Here is an 18019-nt window from a genome sequence, read left to right on the forward strand (position 1 = left end):
GACCACCGTGAGCGATCTCGTGCTCAGCCCGCCCGAACCCGTGGCCAAGGTGCCCACGGAGAAGGCGGCCACCATGCTGCCGGTCCCGGAGGGGCGGGAGGCGGAACTGGCGGAGAAGGCCCGTGGTTTCGCCGAGGAACTGAGCGGCCTGGACCCCAGGTCGCCGGAGTTCACCAGGAAGGTGCACGACATCACCTCCATGGGCGACTCCGAGATCCGGGCCTCCTCCCAGGTGGCGAACCGCATGCTGAGGCGCCCGGTGGCCGCGCTGGCGTCCGTCAAGGGCGAGGGCCGGGACGCACAGGCGGCGGTGGCGGGGCAGTTGGTCGCGCTGCGCCGCACGATCGTCGACCTCGATCCCAAGCAGACATCCGGCCCGGCCAGGAAGCTGCTGGGACTGATCCCGTTCGGCGACCGGCTGCGCGACTACTTCGCGAAGTACCAATCGGCGCAGAAACACCTCGACGACATCATCCGCGCCCTGAAGTCCGGGCAGGACGAGCTGCGAAAGGACAACGCGGCCATCGAGGGCGAGAAGACCAACCTGTGGGAGTCGATGAAGCGCCTGCAGGAGTACGCGCTGCTCGCCGCCGCCCTCGACGCCGCGGTGGAAGAGAAGATCATGTACGTCGAGGCGGCCGAGCCGGAGAAGGCCACCGCGCTGCGCTCGGACGCGCTGTTCGGCATCCGGCAGAAGCACCAGGACCTGCTGACCCAGCTCGCCGTCTCCGCCCAGGGATACCTCGCACTGGACCTGATCCGCAGGAACAACCTCGAACTGATCAAAGGCGTGGACCGGGCCACCACGACGACGGTCGCGGCGCTGCGCACGGCCGTGACCGTGGCCCAGGCCCTCGCCAACCAGAAACTCGTGCTCGACCAGATCACCGCGCTGAACGCCACCACCTCCGACCTGATCGTGGCGACCAGCGAGATGCTGCGCACCCAGGCCGCCGGCATCCAGACCCAGGCGGCCTCGACCACGGTTGATATGGACGCGCTGCGCAAGGCGTTCGACAACATCTACGCCACCATGGACATGATCGACACGTTCAAGGCCAAGGCCGTGGAGAACATGGCGATCACCGTGGACAGCCTGACCGTCGAGCTGGACCACGCGCGCACGTACCTGGAGCGCTCCCGGCGCGGCGACGAGCAGGAACTCCCGCGATGAGCGGCCCGGCACCCGGTGCGTCACCGGACTCCCGCCCGGCCTGGTCGGTATCCGGCGTGCCACTCGGTTCACGCTGGACTGGGCCGGCGCCCGGCGTGCGGGCGGGTGGCCGCCGGGTGAGGTGGGCGCTCGCCGTGCTGGTCCCACTGGTCCTGCTGGTGGCGTCGGCCGCGTGCGGCGGAGCCGACACGTCCGACACTCCCGCCGACGGCCCCGACGTGCTCCGCGTCCTCGCGGGAAGTGAGGTCGGCGACCTGGAACCGCTGCTCGGGCGGGCCGAGGACGCCGTCGGCGTTCGGGTCACGCTGTCGTACGCCGGAACGCTCGACGGGGCCGACCAGGTGGCGAGCGGCGGCGCGAACGGGCGGTACGACGCGACCTGGTTCTCCTCCAACCGCTACCTGTCGCTGATCGACGGGGCGGCCGCGCGGCTCTCGACCCAGACCAAGGTCATGGTCTCGCCCGTGCTGCTCGGGCTCAAGGCGTCCAAGGCCCGCGAGCTCGGGTGGGACGCCAAGCCAGTGACCTGGAGCGACATCGCCTCGGCCGCGCGCGCCGGGAAGTTCACCTTCGGCATGACCAGCCCCGCCGCGTCCAACTCCGGATTCTCGGCGCTGGTCGGCGTGACGGCGGCGCTCTCCGACGCCGGTGAGGCCCTGGAGGAGGCCCAGATAACCGCGGCGACCCCCCGGCTGAAGGAGTTCTTCTCGGCGCAGACGCTCACCTCCGGTTCCTCCGGCTGGCTCGCGGACGCGTACACCAAGGAGGGCACGGTGGACGGGCTCGTGAACTACGAGTCCGTGCTGCTCGGCCTCAACGCCTCCGGAAAACTCTCCGAACCGCTCACGCTGGTCTACCCGGGCGACGGGGTGGTGACGGCCGACTACCCCCTCACGCTCCTGAGCTCCGCGCCCCCGGAGAAGAAGGAGCTGTACGGCAAGCTCGCCGCCTGGCTGCGCACGCCGGAGATCCAGCGGGAGATCATGACCACCACCCACCGCAGGCCCATCGTCCCCGAGGTCAGGCCGGAGCCGCGTTTCGGGACCGCGTCGCTGGTGGAGCTGCCCTTCCCCAACCGGCGTGGCGCGGCCGACAAGCTGATCGGCGTCTACCTCAACCAGGTACGCAGGCCGTCGCGGACCCTGTTCGTGCTGGACACCTCCGGTTCGATGCGCGGGGAGCGGATCGCCGCGCTCAAGCAGGCGCTGACCGCCCTGTCCGGCGCCGACACCTCCGCCAGCGGGTCGTTCTCGCGCTTCCGCGACCGCGAGACGGTCACGATGATCCCGTTCAACACCGGCCCCGGCACCCCGCGGACCTTCACCCTGCCCGACCGCGACGCCGAACCGGTGCTCCAGCGGATCCGCTCCTACGGCGAGGGACTGCGGGCCGGCGGCGGTACCGCGATCTTCGACAGCCTGCGGGCCGCCTACGAGCAGGTGCGGTCCTCGCCGTCGGAGGACTTCACCTCGATCGTGCTGATGACGGACGGCGAGAACACCGACGGCGGCTCCTACGACGACTTCGCCGCCCACTACGCCTCTCTCCCCGTGAAGGTCAGGACGTTCGTCGTGCTCTTCGGCGACAGCGACGTCGACGAGATGCGGCGGATCGCCGAACTCACCGGAGGGGCGACCTTCGACGCCCGGCAGGGGTCGCTGGCCACGGCCTTCAAGGAGATCCGTGGCTACCAGTAGCCCGGGAGGGCGGATCCTCGCCTACGCCGGGTCGACCAGGAACATCGCCGGGTGCGCCCTGGCCCTCGCCGGGGTGCTCCTGGTCTTCCTCGGCGTCGCCGGGACGTTCTGGCCCGTCGTGGTCGCCGGGCTGTACGGCGTCGGGGCGCTGCTCGCCCCGGCGGACCGGGTGAGGCTCACGATCTCGCACGCCGAGGTGGAGTCGCGGCGGCTGCGTGCCGACCTGGACACCCTGCTGGTCAAGGTCGGCCAGAACCGCTTCCCCGACGACGTGACGACGAGGGTCGGCGCGCTCGCCGAGGTGCTGCGCGACATTCTCCGGCGGGCGGACACCCTCACCTCCTCACCCGACCACCTGCACATCGTGTCGCAGACGATCAGGGACTACCTGCCCTCCAGCCTGGAGGCGTACGCGAACCTGCCCCGCTCCCGCGCGCTCACGCGGCGCGGTGAGCGGGAGCGCAGCGCGCACGAGGAACTGCTCGCCCAGCTCGACCTGCTGGACACCCGGCTGCGTAGGGTGGCCGAGTCCGTCTACCGGGGCGACGAGCAGGCCCTGCGCGACCAGGGCAGGTTCCTGCGGGACCGGTTCGGCGGCTCCGGCCTGGACCTCTGACCTGGTCGCCCGACGTCTCCGGGGGCGCGAGGAGGCCCCGTCTCGATCGCCTTCGCGTCGGTGAGGTCACCGAGCGGGAAGTGGCACGCCACCGGATCCAGGGTGGCGAGGGCCTTCAGCAGGTGGGGGTGGCGCAGACGTGTGCTCGACCGCAGGACGGACGTCCTCGCACAACCTGTCGGTAGAGGTCCGGCTGTCAACCTCTCAATTAGACGCCGTCATCCCCTCACGGCGTACCTGACCTTCGGCGGGTTCACGGAAGGGCTCCGACGCCACCGGACCGACATGTCTGGCTCTGCTGCGGAGCCTGAGCTTGGGCGGTGAGTTCCTCGCGGACCCGCCGCGTCTTGAACAGCCCCCAGCTGACGTCCACGCCCAGGAGGAGCACTCTGCGCCGGGTCGCGTTCCGCGGCCCGGAATTGTCGGTGCCGGGCGAGAGAATGGGATCATGACCGACGCGCCCCCGAGCACTCTTCTCGCTGATCAGACCGCCTACGCCGAAGCCGTCCAGCTCGCCCTGGACGCCGCCGCGGCCTACTACGGCGACGGCACCTCCACGCTGGACGACGACGCCTACGACCGGCTGGTCCGGGGCATTCAGGCGTATGAGGCCGAGCACCCCGATGAGGTGCTGCCGACCTCTCCGACGGGCAAGGTGGCCGGCGGTGCGGTGGTCGGCGATGTGCCGCACACGGTGCCGATGCTGAGCCTGGACAACGTCTTCAGTGCGGAGAAACTGGTCGACTGGGCCGCATCGCTGGAGCGCAGGCTGGGTCGTCCGGTTACGGCATGGAGCGTGGAACCGAAGCTTGACGGGCTGGCGATCGCCGCACGCTATCGCAGCGGGCGGCTGGTGCAGTTGGTCACCCGAGGTGACGGCACCAAGGGTGAGGATGTGAGCCACGCGATCGGCACCATCGTGGGATTGCCCGCCAGGCTGGCCGAGCCGGTCACGGTGGAGTTGCGCGGCGAGGTGATGATGACCACCTCGCAGTTCGAGGACGCGTGCGCCAAGCGCCAGGCGCACGACGGCACCACGTTCGCCAACCCGCGCAGCGCCGCCGCCGGCACGCTGCGCGCCCAGGACCGGCCGTATGTGTGCGAGCTGACGTTCTTTGGCTACGGCGCGCTGCCCCACCCCGACGACACCTCCGAGCCGGCCGCGCGGCTGCGTGAACTGCCGCACAGCGAGGTCATGGCATGGGTCACCGGCCAGGGCGTGCAGACCACCACTGCCACCCCGATCGCCGGGATCGTCGCCGAGACGCTGGAGCAGGTCCAGGAGCGGGTCGAGCACATCGCGGCCAAGCGGGCCGAGCTGGTCTTCGGCATCGACGGTATCGTGATCAAGTGTGATCTCGCCGCCGACCAGGCGCAGGCGGGCTTCGGCACGCGCGCGCCCCGGTGGGCGATCGCCTACAAGCTGCCCGCCACCGAGAAGATCACCAAACTGCTCGACGTGGAGTGGAACGTCGGCCGCAGCGGCATCATCGCCCCGCGCGCCGTGCTGGAGCCGGTCGTGCTCGACGGCAGCACCGTCACCTACGCCACCCTGCACAACGTCGCCGACATCACCCGCCGGGGCCTGATGCTCGGCGACAGCGTCACCGTCTACAAGGCCGGCGACGTGATTCCCCGGGTCGAGGCTCCGGTTGTGCACCTGCGCACCGGAGACGAGCGGCCGATCCCGATCCCGCAGGTCTGCCCGTTGTGCGGCGACGAGATCGACGCCTCCCAGGAGCGGTGGCGGTGCGTGCGCGGTCGCGCCTGCCGGACGATCGCCTCCATCGGCTACGCCGCCGGCCGCGACCAGCTCGACATCGAGGGCCTGGCCGAGAGCCGCATCCAGCAGATGCTCGACGCCGGGCTGATCGCCGACTTCGCCGACCTGTTCTTCCTGACCCGCGAGCAGGTGCTGGGCCTGGAGCGGATGGGTGAGACCAGCACCGACAACCTGCTCGCCGCCATCGAGCGGGCCAAGGCCCAGCCGCTCAGCAGGGTGTTCTGCGCGCTGGGCGTGCGCGGCACCGGCCGCTCCATGAGCCGCCGCATCGCCCGGCACTTCGGCAGCATGGACGCCATCCGCGCGGCCGACGCCGAGGCGATCGAGGCGGTCGAGGGCCTCGGCCCGAAGAAGGCCCCGGGGGTGGTGGCGGAGCTGGTCGAGCTCACCGATCTCATCGACAAGCTGGTCAAGGCCGGGGTGACCATGACCGAACCCGGCTGGACACCACCCGTCGCCCCCGACTCCGACGCGCAGACGGACGCGGAGCCGGGCGAAGCGTCCGAGCTGCCGCTGGCCGGGATGTCCGTCGTGGTCACCGGCTCGATGAGCGGAGCGCTGGAGGCGCTGACCCGCAACCAGATGAACGAGCTGATCGAGCGCGCCGGAGGCAAGTCCTCCTCCAGCGTCTCGAAGAGGACCAGCCTGTTGGTGGCCGGGGAGAGCGCGGGCTCCAAGCGCGCGAAGGCCGAGACCCTGGGCGTGCGGATCGTCGGCCCGGAGGAGTTCGCCGACCTCGTCGGAGACCTCATCTGATCGGGACCGGAGCCATGGGAGCGGGGGCGGGGCGCGGATCAGCGGCCACAACCGTCGACCACAGGCTGGTCGGCTCACTCACGGGGGCGTCCGCTGTCGTCGATCAGCCGACTTCGGGGACCGCTCCGTGAAAATCGCCTGAATGACGTGTGACGGGTACGGGCGTGCAAGTGCGGCCCCCGCCCGGAGGCGAGGGCCGCAACGGTAAGTGTGAGGGTCAGGGCACCCAGTGGTTGCCGGTTACGGTGATCATGACCTGGAGCTGGATGCTGGTCGAGTAGTAGTCACCGGCGGTGAACGGGGTGTTGATCATCTTGGTCCACAGGGCGTCCAGCCAGGCCTGGCTGCCGGAGTCGGTCATCGCCGCGACCGCGAACGGGGCGAAGTAGGCCGGTTCGCTGCCGCTGGAGATCTGGGTGCCGTTGAGGGAGTAGCCGACCGCGATGTTGTTCGGGTTGCCGCCGGTCTTGCCCTTGATCCAGGTGTTGAGCTTGCGCGCGGCGGCGAGGGACTTGGCGTCGCCGCTGGTCACCGCGTCGTTGCCGATCCGCCACGGGTCGCGGCAGGCGTTCCACCAGAACTTGCCGTCGTTGGCGTCCTCCAGCACCTGACCCGGCGCGGGCTTCGGGGTGGTGTTGGTGTTGACCACGAAGTCGGCGAGCAGGCCGGTGCCCGGGGCGTAGGTCGCCTGCTGGGAGGCGATCAGGTTCTGGTGGTTGGTGCGGACGGTGTCCCAGGTCGTGTCGCCGGTGGCCTTACGGAACGCCCTGAAGTGGTCGATCATCCAGTCCGAGGAGCGGCTGATCCAGTAGTACGCGTCGCCCGAGCTGCTCCAGTCGCCGAGCTTCATGAGCTTGGTGGTCGCGTTGACCTCGCCGGCCTTGATGGCGTTGATGTGGTTGATCGCGAGCTGCTTGTAGTTGTAGGTGCCCGAGCTGCCCCACTGCCGGTCGGCGAGCAGCAGCCCGTAGGCCACGTCCAGGTCGCCGTCGGTGGCGGAGTCGCCGCCGTTGACGCTCTGGCAGGCGGTGTTCTGCTCGGCGGCGAGCAGGCCGGGGGTGATCGACGACGGGTGGGCCAGGACGTACTTCACCAGGCCGTCGAAGATCTTCTTCGCGTCGGGGTCGGCCCCGGCCATCGTGGCGGTGATGACCATGCCGTAGCCCTGCGCCTCGGCCACGTACGGGTGGTCGGCGTCGGGGGAGATGATCTGGTACCAGCCGTTGCCGCAGTTCTGCTTGACGAACGCGGCCTTCCACGCCTTGTAGTAGTCGACGACCTTCTGGTCGAGCGTCGCCTGGGCGCCGGTCGGGCGCAGTATCCCGGAGGCGTAGGGGATCGTGTGCGAGCCGAACGGCACGCCGGGGCCGCCGGGGGTCGGGGTGACCGTCGGGGTGGGAGTCGGGGTCGTGCCCCCCGTGCTGCCGTAGACCTCCATCTCGTACAGCGAGTAGCCGTAGGAGGTGCCCCGCGCGGTGCCGTACATCCGCACGTAGCGGCCGGTGCCGGACAGGGTGAGGTCGTCGACGCCGCCGTCGCCGGTGGTCGTCGAGTAGGCGGAGGTCCAGGTGGAACCGTCGGGCGAGACCTCGACGCGGTACGACTTCCCGTACGCGGCCTCCCAGGTCAGCTTGACCCGGGAGATGGTGGCGGAGGCGCCGAGGTCGACGCGGATCCACTCGGGGTCGTGGCCCTCGGCGGAGGCCCAGCGGGTCGCGGTGTTGCCGTCGAAGGCGGCGGCGGGGAGCAGCGTGGAGTCCTCGCTGGAGGACGAGGTGGCCGGGCGGCCCTGGGAGAGCAGGGAGTCGGCGGCGAATCCGGGCGGCGCCGCCAGCACGAACACCGATGCGATCAGTGCCGACGTCAGTGCCAGGACGAGGACGGTCGAGGGGCGTTGGAGACGCGGTCTCGCATGCACAGGGGGTGCCCTCTCTGCGATCAACTAGTTAGGAAAGGTTCCTAACTAGTGAAAGATGGCACCATCCCTGACACGTCACGGTCAAGGGGGTGGGGGGCCCAAATTCCCCCACTTCGTGATCGAGGGGAAATCCAGGACATGGGCAGGGAGAACGAAGGCGATCGCTGGATGTGACGAAGACCTTCCGGGTGATTGAATCCCGGCATGTCGTTCGATGTATTGATCAGGGATGGCTGGGTGCTCGACGGCACCGGAGCTCCGGCCTGCCGTGCCGACGTCGGTGTCAACGGTGACCGGATCACCGCCGTGGGCCGTCTGGAGGGCGCGGACGCCACGACCGTCGTCGAGGCGGGCGGGCGCCACGTCATGCCCGGCCTCGTCGACTGCCACGCCCACGGCGACGCCCTCGTCCTCGACAAGGAGGTGCAGCTCGCCGCGCTCCGGCAGGGCGTGACCACGTTCGTCCTCGGCCAGGACGGGCTCTCCTTCGCCCCCTCCACCACCCCGGAGACCTTCGCCTACGCCACCCGCTACTTCGCGGCCGTCAACGGTGTCCACCCTTCGGCCGACGGGCCGATCGGCGTCGGGGAACTGCTCGCGGGCTACGACCGGGCGACCGCGCTGAACACCGCGTACCTGTTGCCGCACGGCACGATCCGCCACGACGTGATGGGCGCCGCCGAGCGGGCCGCGACCGCCGACGAGCTGGCCGCGATGCTGGCCCGCGTCGAGCGCGGCCTGTCGGAGGGGGCCTGCGGCCTCTCCACCGGCCTGGAGTACGCCCCGGGCCGCTACGCCGACGCCGCCGAGATCGCCGCGCTCTGCGCGCCGCTGGCCCATCTGCCGTACGTGACGCACATGCGCGGGTACGGGGCCGCGGCCCCCGCCGGGATGGCCGAGGTGACGGACATCGCCCGGCGCTCGGGCGCCGCCGTTCACGTCTCGCACTACCACGGCCCGGCCGCCACGCTCCTGCCGCTGGTCGACGAGGCCCGGCTCATGGGGATCGACATCACCTTCGACACCTATCCCTACCTGCGGGGCAGCACGATCCTCGCGATGGTCGCGCTGCCCTCGTGGGTCCCGGCCGCCGACACCGCCCGCGCGCTGGAGCTGCTGGAGTCCGAGGCGATCGAGTGGGACGAGACGCTCTGGCCGAGGATCACCTTCTCCCACGTGCCCGGCGCCGAGTGGGCCGAGGGGATGACGCTGCCCGACGCCGCCGCCGAGGCCGGGCTGGAGCCGGGCGAGTTCTGCCGCAGGATCCTGATCGACACCCGGCTGGAGGCCGGGTGCGTGTCGGCCCGCCCGGACGAGGGCCCCGAGGGTGAGGCGTCGGTCCGGGCGATCCTGCGCCACCCGGCCCACACCGGCGGCTCCGACGGCATCTACGTGGGCGGCCACCCCCACCCCCGGGGCTACGGCGCGTTCGCCAGGATGCTCGGCCACCACGTCCGCGAGACCGGCGACTGGACCCTGGAGCAGGCCGTCGTCCACCTCGCCTCGCACCCGGCCCGCCGCTTCGGCCTCGAAGGGCGGGGCCTCGTCCGCCCCGGGCAGGTCGCCGACCTGGTCGTCCTCGACGCCGGCGCGGTCGCCGACCTGGCCACGTACGCCGTCCCGCGCGTCCCGGCCACCGGGATCGGCGACGTCCTCGTCTCCGGGGTCCCGGTCCTCGCCGGAAGAGAGCTCACCGGCGCCACCCCAGGCAGGGCGCTGCGCCCCTGAAAGCGCTGGAGACCGTGAAAGCCTCGAAGACCCTGAAAGTCCCAAAAGACCATGAAAGCCACGAAAGTCATAAAGGCCCACCTCTAAGGGCGAGGCCCTGAGGGCACGTCTCCGAAAGCACGTCTCCGAGAGCGCGGCCCTGGAGAGGCCGCCGTGAGGATAGGGTCCTCAGGGCGGCCGAGCGGGGACGCGATCTCCCACGCCCGGATCCGGCGGCCCGCGAGCCGCCACATCCGCCGAGGCGAGCAGAGGGGGACGGGACGTGAAGGGGATCGTGGATCCCGGGGCCGCGCTGGGGGCCTCGCTGTTCGGCGGGGTGTTCACCTTCCCCGTGATGGTGGCCCACCGCGACGCGCTGGAGCACAACATCGCGACCCTCGCGGCCTTCACCCGGGAGTACGGGCTCACCTTCGCCCCGCACGCCAAGACCACCATGTCGCCCGAGCTGACCGGCGCGCAGCTCGCCGCGGGCGCGTGGGGGCTCACGGTCGCCACCCCCAGCCAGGCGCTCACCCTGCGCGAGTTCGGCGTCCCCAGGATCGTCCTCGCCAACCAGGTCTTCGACCCGGCCGGGCTGACCGCCCTCGCCGCCGAGCTGGCCGGAGACCCCGCGTTCGAGTTCCTCTGCTTCGTCGACTCGGTCGCCGGGGTCGAGGCGCTCTCCCGGCACGCGGGGGCGAGGCCGTTCCGCGTGCTGGCCGAGCTCGGCCACGAGGGCGGGCGGGGCGGCAGCCGTACGCTCGCCCAGCTGCTGGAGGTCGCCTCGGCGGCGCAGGCGGCCGAGGGGGTGGAGCTGGCGGGCGTCGCCGGGTACGAGGGGTCGCTGGGCTCGGCGGAGGAGGTGCGGGCCTACCTGCGCCGGCTGCTGGAGGCGCTGGAGCACCTGCGGGTGCGCGACCCGATCCTGTCGGTGGGCGGCAGCCAGTGGTTCGACGTGATCGGCCGCGAGCTCGCCGCCTGCCAGGCCAGGGTGATGCTGCGCAGCGGCGCCTACGTCTCCCACGACGACGGCTACTACCGCGAGCGCACCCCGTACACCCGGATCGACGGGGAGCTGCGCGCGGCGCTGGAGATCTGGGCGCACGTGCTGAGCGTCCCCGAGCCCGGTCTGGCCGTGGTCGGGTTCGGCAAGCGCGACGCCCCCTTCGACGAGGGGCTGCCGATCCCGCGCGGAGCCGTCGCGGACGCGACGGTGCTCAAGGTCCAGGACCAGCACGCGGTCCTGAGGCTGGCGCCGGGCTCGCCGGTGAAGCCCGGGGACCTGGTGTCGTTCGGCATCTCCCACCCGTGCACCGCCTTCGACAAGTGGCGGGTCATCCCGGTGGTCGACGAGGAGTATGTCGTCGTCGATCTGATAAACACCTTTTTCTGATTTCTTGTTCTTCGTTGTTGAGGATTGGTGAGATGAGCGACAAGCAGGAGCTGAGGACCGACGAGGGCGCGGCGCCCGTCGGGGCGTACTCGCAGGGCCTCGTGGTCGGCGACTTCGTCTACACCTCGGGCATGGGGCCGCTCAGTCCCGAGACCGGCGAGGTCGTCGGGACCGACGTGGCCGAGCAGACCCACCAGGTGATGCGCAACCTCGGCGCGATCCTCGCGGCGCACGGTCTCGGCTTCGACGACGTGGTGAAGTCGACCGTGCACCTGCAGCACCTCAAGCGTGACTTCGCCGCCTACAACGAGGTCTACAAGTCGTATTTCACCCGCCCGTACCCGGTCCGCACGACCGTCGGCTCGGACCTGATGGACATCCTCGTCGAGATCGACTTCGTGGCCCACAAGCCGCGTTAGAGTCTGACCGACTTCGTGGGAGGGCGGCGGCTTGGACAGCTCGCTATACGTCTACGTCGAGGACGTGCGCGGGGAGGGCCTCGAAGCGGTCCTCGACCGGATCACCGGATACGGCGTGACGGGCGTGACCGTGGCCGCGGCCTACCACCGTGCCCGCGACGTCACCCCGCACGGCCGCTCCCGGGTGACGCTCCGCACCGACGGCGCGCACTTCACGCCGCCCGCCGACCTGTTCGGCGGGCTGCGGCTCGTCCCGCCCGTCCAGGCCGGCGCCGAGGACGAGCCGCTGGCCGCCCTGCGCAGGGCCACCGCCGAGCGCGGGCTCGCGCTGAACGGCTGGACCGTCTTCCTGCAGAACACCACGCTCGGGCTGGCCGACCCGGACGTGACCGTGCGCAACTGCTTCGGCGACCGCGGCTCGCCCGCCGACCTGTGCCCCGCCCACCCGGACGTACGCCTGTACGCGGTCGCGCTGGGCCGGGCGGTGGCCAGGCAGGGCGTCGACAGCGTGGTGGCCGAGGCGCTGCACTACGGGACCTTCGGCCACGGCTACCACCACGAGCGCAGCTTCGTCCCGCTCGGGCCGATGGACGCGTTCCTGCTGGGCCTGTGCTTCTGCGGCTTCTGCATGCGCCGCGCCGCCGACCTGGGCGTGAACGCGGAGGTGGCGCGCGAGGAGTGCTCCAGGATCGTGGGCGCCGTGTTCGACGGCGACCCTCCCGCCCAGGGCGAGGTGACCCGCGCGGCTCTCACCGCGTACGCGGGCCCCGAGGTGGTCGCCTACGCGCGGGCCCGCTCCGAGGTGGTGACCTCGCTGGTCTCCGAGGTCTCCACCGCCGTCACCGACGAGGGCTCGCGCCTCGTCTTCCTCGACGCCACCGGCGCCGTCAAGGGCTACACCGACGGCCTGCCCTCACCGGGGCTCGCCGCGCACGACTCCTGGCAGCTCGGCGTCGACCTGGTCGCCCTCGGCGACCTGGTGCCCTCGCTCGGCGTGCTCGCCTACGCCCGTGACGCGGCCAGGGTCGCCGACGACGTGGTCGCCTACCGGCGCTCGACGGGCAAGGACAAGGAGCTGCGGGTCGTCCTGCGGCCCGGCCTGCCCGACACCGACTCGGCCGACCGCCTCGCGGCCAAGGTCCGCGCCGTGCGGGCCTCGGGGGCGGACGCGGTCGACTTCTACGCGTACGGGCTCATGCCCTACCCGATCCTGGACCGCATCCCGGGCGCGCTCTCCACCTGAGACCGGCTCGCCCCGGGGAGCGGCCGGCCGCCGGACCGCGCGTCCGGGGGGGCTTCGTCGGAGGTCCGGGTGGTCTCGGAGGTCCGAGTGGTCTTGTGCGTTCGGAAAGCCCTGTGGGATCAGGTGTCGTCGTTGCGTCGTTGCGTCCGGGCGGCTTCGGGCGGCCGAGACGGTCTCGTGCCGTCAGGCGGAGCGGCCGGAGAGCGCGGTCGCGACGCCGAGACCCAGGTAGACGACCCCGCTGAACCGGCCGATCAGAGGTGCCCTGCTCCTCAGCCGCCCGCCGACGGCGCCCGCCGCCATGGCGTAGATCAGGTCGGAGAGCAGGCCCAGGAGCAGCAGGGTTCCGCCCAGGACGGCGATCTGCAGCGGCACCGCGCCCGCCTCGGGCTCCACGAACTGGGGCAGGAACGCGAGGAAGAAGAGGATCACCTTGGGGTTGAGCACGTTGACGACCATGCCCTCAAGGAAGATCGCCCGAAGCGGCTGCGGCGGGGCCTCCCGGCTCGCGAGCTCCTGTCTGCTCGTCAGCGCGCGGATGCCCAGGTAGACCAGGTAGGCCACACCGGCCCACTTGATCACGTTGAACAGGGTCGCCGACCGCGCGATCACGTACGAGAGTCCGGCCGCCGCCGCGGCGATGTGCACCAGCGTGCCCACCTCGACGCCGAACGCGCTCGCCACACCGGCGGCCCGGCCCTGCGAGACGGCGCGGGTGATGATGTAGATGTGGTTCGGGCCCGGTACCAGGACCAGTGCGAGCGAGGCGAGCGAGAAGATCAGCAATGTGGACGGGGAGATCATGCCCCGACCCTAAGGTCGTCCCGGTCGCCGCCGTCAGGGCCAATACGCGGGCCCTTTGGTGTACCAATCAGTCCATGTTCGTCCCCTGCTGGGGTACCAATGGGCCCCGTCACCGGAATGTCGATTACGTCGGTACCCCGTGCGATACTCGCCGACGTGGGGTGGCAAAGCACGCGGAGCGTTCTGATCGGGCGATCGGTGGAGTTCGATCGCCTCACCGCCGTGCTCGACACCGCGGCCACGGGGCAGGCGGGGGTGGCCCTCGTGGGAGGCGACGCGGGCATCGGCAAGACCCGCCTGATCACCGAGCTGGCCGAGCGCGCCGAGGCCGCCGGGTTCGCCGTGCTCGTCGGCCAGTGCGCCGAACTCGGCGACGCCCTTCCCTACCTCCCGCTCGCCGACGCCCTGCGCTCGGCACGCGGGGAGCTGCGCGCGGCGCTCGACGCGCGGCCGGTCCTCGGCAGGCTGCTGCCGGGCGGCACCGACCCGGGCAGGGAGAGCACGTCGGGCCTGACGCAGCAGCAGCTCTTCGGCTCGGTGCTCGGCTTCCTGTCCACGCAGCCCGTGCTGCTCGTCCTGGAGGACCTGCACTGGGCCGACCAGTCCACCCGCGACCTGCTGGTCTTCCTCAGCCGGATGCTGCAGACCGAGCGCGTCTGCCTCGTCGGCACCTACCGCACCGACGACCTCCACCGCCGCCACCCGCTGCGGCGGGTCCTCGCCGAGCTCAAGCGCCTCCCCTCGGTGACATCGCTGGAGCTGGCCCCCCTCGACCGCCACGAGATGACCGACTACCTGGCCGCCCTCGGCGGCACCGACGCCGGGGTGATGCGGAAGGTCGTCGACCGGGCCGAGGGCAATCCCTTCTACGCCCAGGAGCTGCTGGACGCCGCCTCCGAGGGCTCCTCGATGCCCGACGGCCTGGCCGGCCTGTTGCTCTCCCGGGCGGAGCTGCTCTCCGACCCCGCGCAGCGGGTGCTCGGCGGCGCGGCCGTCGCGGGCCGCCGGGCCGACCACGACCTGCTCCAGCAGGCCTCGGGCCTCGACGACCTGGCCTTCGAGGAGAGCATGCGGGAGATCGTCTCCCGCGGCCTGCTCCGCCCCGACGGGGAGTACGGCTACGCCTTCCGGCACGCGCTTCTCCAGGAGGTCGTCTACAACGACCTGCTGCCGGGCGAGCGGACCAGGATGCACGCCGAGTTCGCCCGCCTGCTCACCGCCCGGGAGGGGGCGGCGGCCGAGCTCGCCCACCACTACCTGGCGGGTCACGACCTGCCGGGGGCGCTGGCCGCGTCCGTGGAGGCCGGGCGGAGGGCCGAGCGGCTCGGGGCGCCCGCCGAGGCGCACCACCACTTCGACCGGGCGCTCGGGCTCTGGGACCGGGTTCCCGACGCCGAGCGGCTGGCCGGGATCGACCACGTCGCCCTCGCCGCGCGCAGCGCCGCCGCGGCGGCCGACAGCGGCGACAACCACCGGGCGATCTCCCAGCTCCGGCGCCTCCCGCCCTCCGCCGAGATCAACGAGCGGCTGTCGTACTACCTCATCGACACCGAGGACGTCGAGGGCTCGATCGCCGCCGCGTACGCTGCCGTCGAGGCGGCGCCGGAGGGGCCGGTGCTCGCCCGCGCGCTCGCGACCTACGCCCGCTCGCTCTACTGGACCGAGCGGCACGACGAGGTCGAGGCCCTGGCCCGCCGCGCCCTGGAGACGGCCCGCGCGAGCGGTGCCGCCGACGCGGAGACCAGCGCGTTGATCACCCTCGCCGCTCTCGCCGCGCTCGCCGACGACATCCCCCGGGCCAAGGAGCTGCTCGCCTGCGCGAGCGCGGAGAGCTCGGGCAACCTCGCCATCGACCTGCGGGCCATGTTCACCTACGCCCGGGTCCAGTACGAGAGCGGCGACCTCGCCGAGGCGGCGACCACCGCCGACCGGGGGCTGCGGCTCGCACGCGAGAGCGGCCTCAACTGGAGCACCTACGGCACCGACCTGCGCTTCCTGCGCCTCCTGATCCACTACGTCGCGGGGGAGTGGGACCTGGCGGAGAAGGTCGCCTCCGGGTTCGCCGTCCGCGTCGGCACCCCGCCGGAGGCGTTGCTGTCGTCCTTCGCGCTCTTCGTCGAGGTGGCGAGGGGCCTTCCCGTCGTCGAGGACCGCCTGTCGTGGCTGCGGCCCTTCTGGACCGACGACATCACGATCATCGCCATGGGCCGCGGCCTGGCCGCCGAGCACGCCCTGTGGCACGGCGACCCCGAGGCCGCCCTCGAACACGCCCGCGCGGGGCTCGACGCCATGCTTCCCAACGACCCCGCCGTGATCCGGCTCAGCAGCACCGCCCTGTGGGCGCTGACGGACCTGGGACGCGCGGAGGAGGCCGACGCCTTCCTGGAGCGGGCCAGGGTGCCCGCCGCCGTCGGCCCCGGCTCCGTGCGGCGCGGCCCGCTCGGTCCCGAGGGCCTGGCCTGGCTGGCCAGGGCCGAGGCCGAATGGCACCGCGCGCACGGCCGTCCCGCCGTCGCGGCGTGGCGCGGGGTGGTCGAGGCCTTCGACTTCGGATTCGTCTACGAGGTCGCGCGCTCGCGGTGGCGGCTCGCCGAGGCGCTGCTCGCCGAGGGCGACCGTGCCGCCGCGCTGAAGGAATGGAAGCTCGCCGTCGAGGCGGCCGAGTCGCTGGGCGCCCGGCCGCTCGGCGCGGCCTTGGTGGAACTGGGGCGCAGGGCGCGCTTCACCTCCGCGCCGCCGACCGTGCTCACCTCCCGCGAGCAGGAGGTGCTCGCCCTGGTGGCCGAGGGCCTGCCCAACCGCGAGATCGGCGAGCGGCTGTTCATCGCACAGAAGACGGTGAGCGTGCACGTCTCCAACATCCTGGGCAAGCTGGGCGTCTCCTCCCGGACCCAGGCGGCCGCCGTGGCCCATCGAGACGGCCTGCTCTGACCGCCGTGTCCTGCCCGGCTGCGTCCCGCCCGGCCGTGTCCTGCCCCGCCCTGTCCCGCCATGGCCGGGCGGGACGTCCGCGTGGCCGTGGCGGGCGGGTCGTCCGTCGCTCACCGGTCTGAGGCATCGGTCCGCCATGCGTACCAGCCGCGGCACAGCACATAGGCCGCCGCGGTCGTCACCGTCACGGCGAGGTCGATGAGGGCGGTACTCGACGCGTCGGGCATGTCCCACATCGTGAAGGAGTAAACGGTGATCGCGCCTTTCTGGAGGAGCAGGAGCTCCCACAGGCCCCACTGGCGGCGCGGTGCGATGGCGAGGATGGCCCACAGTCCCGCGAAGACGATGTAGGCGAACGTCCGCCACGCCTCGGTGATGACGCGGTCGTCGGACACGCTGATCATGATCATGACTCCGCCCGCGAACGCGACGAGGGTCGCGACGGCGTCGAGGGCCATCAGTGTGCGCCCGATCCGATCCGCCCAGGGGGCCGGGCGTCTGACGGCGGCGGAGACATCGGTTCCAACGTTCATGAGAACTCCTTGTATCGAGGGGGCGCTCTGGGGCGGGTGCCATGGGCACACCGTGAGCGCACGACATCCGGGTCCGGCCGGCTGCCGGGGGAGGCGCGTCCGGTCGCGTCGAAGCCGTCGGACGGCTACCGCGTTCCACGAGCGCCGACTGGCTGTGAGCGCTGATCGGTTGTGAGTGCCGCCCGGCCGTGTCGCCGTCGTGGACTGGGATCCACCGCCGGTGGCGGACCCATCTGCGATGGTTATTAATTTTTGTTACGCACCTTAACTGTAGCGTCGGTCAGTATTTAAAGCAACGGGGTTACACTTTGGGTATGTCCACGAGCACCGGTACCGAAGGTCCGACCCGCCGCGAGCGGCTCCGCCGGCAGACCATCGACGAGATCAAGCAGCGCGCCTTCGAGCTCCTCGACACCGGCGGGACGAACGACGTGTCGATCGCATCGGTGGGCAAGGCCATGGGCATGAGCCCGCCCGCGCTCTACCGCTACTTCCCCTCACGCGAAGCGCTGCTGGAAGCGCTCGTCGTCGACGCCTACACCGACCTCGGGGCCACCGTCGCGGCGGCCGCGCGGGACGGGGCGGGACAGGACGCCCGGTCCAGGGTCGCCCTCATGGTCCAGGCCTGGCGGCGCTGGGCACTGGCCCTCCCGCGCCGGTACGCGATGCTCTTCTCCGACCGCTCACCCGCCGGGCAGGATGCCCCCGAGGGGGTCGCCGCGGTCAACGAGGGCATGCTCCCGCTGGTCATCGCCCTGCAGGAGATCGCGTCGCCGTCCTCCGCCGACGGCACCCCGCTCGACGAGTCGCTGCTGCGGTGGGGGCAGGCGATCGGCGCGCCCGCGGACATCACCCCGGCGGCGCTGCGGCTCGGCGTGCTCTGCTGGTCACGCGTCCACGGACTCGTCTCGCTCGAGATCGCCGGCGCCTTCGACAGTATGGGCATGGACGCCGGTCTCCTGCTGGCCGAGGAGATCGAGGCCGTGGTCGACACGGCGGGCGGCCGGAGTTCCGGCGGGAGAGGATGACGGCCGCGGAGGACGCC

Annotated in this window: 13 protein-coding genes; 10 read left to right on the forward strand and 3 right to left on the reverse strand. The window is 71.7% G+C overall.

Annotated features, from left to right (window positions below; translation table 11 throughout):
• The first annotated feature begins 7 nt into the window (after positions 1-7).
• From ACFFRH_RS08200 to ligA, 4 genes are all read left to right on the forward strand, one after another.
• The gene (locus tag ACFFRH_RS08200) at positions 8-1174 is read left to right on the forward strand and encodes a toxic anion resistance protein (protein ID WP_344744380.1); all 1167 of its coding nucleotides are present in this window, start codon (positions 8-10) and stop codon (positions 1172-1174) included.
• Positions 1175-1308: 134 nt separating this feature from the next.
• Positions 1309-2871 (forward strand): extracellular solute-binding protein, encoded by a 1563-nt coding sequence (locus ACFFRH_RS08205; RefSeq protein ID WP_344744379.1) that lies wholly within the window; start codon positions 1309-1311, stop codon positions 2869-2871.
• Entirely contained in the window at positions 2858-3487 is a 630-nt protein-coding gene (locus tag ACFFRH_RS08210; RefSeq protein WP_344744377.1) for a hypothetical protein, read from the forward strand. Before ACFFRH_RS08205 ends, ACFFRH_RS08210 begins: the two co-directional genes overlap by 14 nt.
• Before the next feature lie 448 nt (positions 3488-3935).
• Complete coding sequence (ligA, locus tag ACFFRH_RS08215) at positions 3936-6026, forward strand: NAD-dependent DNA ligase LigA (protein WP_344744376.1); 2091 nt, start codon at positions 3936-3938, stop codon at positions 6024-6026.
• 217 nt (positions 6027-6243) lie between these two features.
• Here ligA and ACFFRH_RS08220 read toward each other — a convergent pair whose 3' ends face one another.
• Entirely contained in the window at positions 6244-7944 is a 1701-nt protein-coding gene (locus tag ACFFRH_RS08220) for a glycosyl hydrolase family 8 (RefSeq protein WP_386155367.1), read from the reverse strand.
• 204 nt (positions 7945-8148) lie between these two features.
• Here ACFFRH_RS08220 and ACFFRH_RS08225 point away from each other — a divergent pair, with 204 nt between their 5' ends.
• The 4 genes from ACFFRH_RS08225 to ACFFRH_RS08240 all read left to right on the forward strand — a co-directional run bounded on the left by ACFFRH_RS08225 (position 8149) and on the right by ACFFRH_RS08240 (position 12706).
• The gene (locus tag ACFFRH_RS08225; RefSeq protein ID WP_344744373.1) at positions 8149-9672 is read left to right on the forward strand and encodes an N-acyl-D-amino-acid deacylase family protein; all 1524 of its coding nucleotides are present in this window, start codon (positions 8149-8151) and stop codon (positions 9670-9672) included.
• Between the two features lie 262 nt (positions 9673-9934).
• Positions 9935-11044 carry an alanine racemase gene (locus tag ACFFRH_RS08230; protein ID WP_344744372.1) on the forward strand — a complete coding sequence of 370 codons (1110 nt, stop codon included), beginning with the start codon at positions 9935-9937 and terminating at the stop codon, positions 11042-11044.
• Positions 11045-11076: 32 nt separating this feature from the next.
• A complete protein-coding gene (locus tag ACFFRH_RS08235; protein WP_344744371.1) occupies positions 11077-11463 on the forward strand; it encodes a Rid family detoxifying hydrolase in 387 nt (128 codons plus the stop codon).
• 31 nt (positions 11464-11494) lie between these two features.
• On the forward strand, positions 11495-12706 hold the full coding sequence (locus ACFFRH_RS08240) for a hypothetical protein (protein WP_344744370.1): 1212 nt from the start codon (positions 11495-11497) through the stop codon (positions 12704-12706).
• A gap of 183 nt (positions 12707-12889) precedes the next feature.
• Here ACFFRH_RS08240 and ACFFRH_RS08245 read toward each other — a convergent pair whose 3' ends face one another.
• Complete coding sequence (locus ACFFRH_RS08245) at positions 12890-13510, reverse strand: LysE family translocator (RefSeq protein ID WP_344744368.1); 621 nt, start codon at positions 13508-13510, stop codon at positions 12890-12892.
• A 117-nt stretch (positions 13511-13627) separates the two neighbouring features.
• Between ACFFRH_RS08245 and ACFFRH_RS08250 the strand changes: the two genes are divergently transcribed.
• Entirely contained in the window at positions 13628-16441 is a 2814-nt protein-coding gene (locus ACFFRH_RS08250) for a helix-turn-helix transcriptional regulator (RefSeq protein ID WP_386155371.1), read from the forward strand.
• Between the two features lie 110 nt (positions 16442-16551).
• On the opposite strand, the gene ACFFRH_RS08255 is transcribed toward ACFFRH_RS08250, so the two are convergent.
• Positions 16552-16974 carry a hypothetical protein gene (locus tag ACFFRH_RS08255; protein WP_344744366.1) on the reverse strand — a complete coding sequence of 141 codons (423 nt, stop codon included), beginning with the start codon at positions 16972-16974 and terminating at the stop codon, positions 16552-16554.
• Between the two features lie 314 nt (positions 16975-17288).
• Here ACFFRH_RS08255 and ACFFRH_RS08260 point away from each other — a divergent pair, with 314 nt between their 5' ends.
• Entirely contained in the window at positions 17289-18002 is a 714-nt protein-coding gene (locus tag ACFFRH_RS08260; protein WP_344744365.1) for a TetR/AcrR family transcriptional regulator, read from the forward strand.
• Positions 18003-18019: the final 17 nt, after the last annotated feature.

The organism is Streptosporangium vulgare, from assembly GCF_042428775.1.
Classification (GTDB): Bacteria; Actinomycetota; Actinomycetes; order Streptosporangiales; family Streptosporangiaceae; genus Streptosporangium; species Streptosporangium vulgare.

Coding starts and splice junctions, on each gene's coding strand:
- ligA (WP_344744376.1), top strand. CDS start 3,936: ATGACCGACGCGCCCCCGAGCACTCTTCTCGCTGATCAGACCGCCTAC.
- ACFFRH_RS08250 (WP_386155371.1), top strand. CDS start 13,628: ATGTCGATTACGTCGGTACCCCGTGCGATACTCGCCGACGTGGGGTGG.
- ACFFRH_RS08255 (WP_344744366.1), bottom strand. CDS start 16,974: ATGAACGTTGGAACCGATGTCTCCGCCGCCGTCAGACGCCCGGCCCCC.
- ACFFRH_RS08225 (WP_344744373.1), top strand. CDS start 8,149: ATGTCGTTCGATGTATTGATCAGGGATGGCTGGGTGCTCGACGGCACC.
- ACFFRH_RS08260 (WP_344744365.1), top strand. CDS start 17,289: ATGTCCACGAGCACCGGTACCGAAGGTCCGACCCGCCGCGAGCGGCTC.
- ACFFRH_RS08245 (WP_344744368.1), bottom strand. CDS start 13,510: ATGATCTCCCCGTCCACATTGCTGATCTTCTCGCTCGCCTCGCTCGCA.
- ACFFRH_RS08235 (WP_344744371.1), top strand. CDS start 11,077: ATGAGCGACAAGCAGGAGCTGAGGACCGACGAGGGCGCGGCGCCCGTC.